Origin of the sequence: Nereida sp. MMG025 (assembly GCF_021654165.1) — a bacterium.
Taxonomy (GTDB): domain Bacteria; phylum Pseudomonadota; class Alphaproteobacteria; order Rhodobacterales; family Rhodobacteraceae; genus Nereida.
The window spans coordinates 1-400 of the sequence record NZ_JAKFZN010000040.1; the positions used below are offsets into that span (position 1 = coordinate 1).

Genomic DNA, 400 nt, shown 5'->3' on the forward strand with positions numbered 1-400 from the left:
GCTGGCAGGCGCCTCAGATCGGGCAAAAGCCCAAACAAACCAACGCCTTAGATAAGGCACATAAAGGATTAGACTTATGAAACTCGCAACTGTACTCGCCACAATCGCAATCGCCGCTTCTGCCTCTGTCGCATCGGCTGACCAGCTCGCAAAATCGGCAGGCGTCCCGTCGGGCGTTTACGCAGATACAACCTTGGTTAACATCATCAACGCCAAGGAAGAGGGCAATTTTGGCCGCGTCGCCCATTTCCTGAGCCAGACGCAAGACAACGTCCGCATCTCGAGCCGCGGCACGGCCATCGACTTTGATCGCCTGATTGAGCAAGCCGAACAAGACGGCGACAGCGGCAAGGTGGCATCGCTGAAGTCCCTGTCGAACGGTGACAATTACACCGGCGGC

1 protein-coding gene is annotated in these 400 nt (G+C 56.8%); it reads left to right on the forward strand.

Going from position 1 to position 400, the window contains the following annotated elements; genetic code table 11:
* Window positions 1-76: 76 nt before the first annotated feature.
* A partial coding sequence (locus L1065_RS15745) for a hypothetical protein (RefSeq protein WP_237096465.1) occupies window positions 77-400 on the forward strand: 324 nt, incomplete at its 3' end.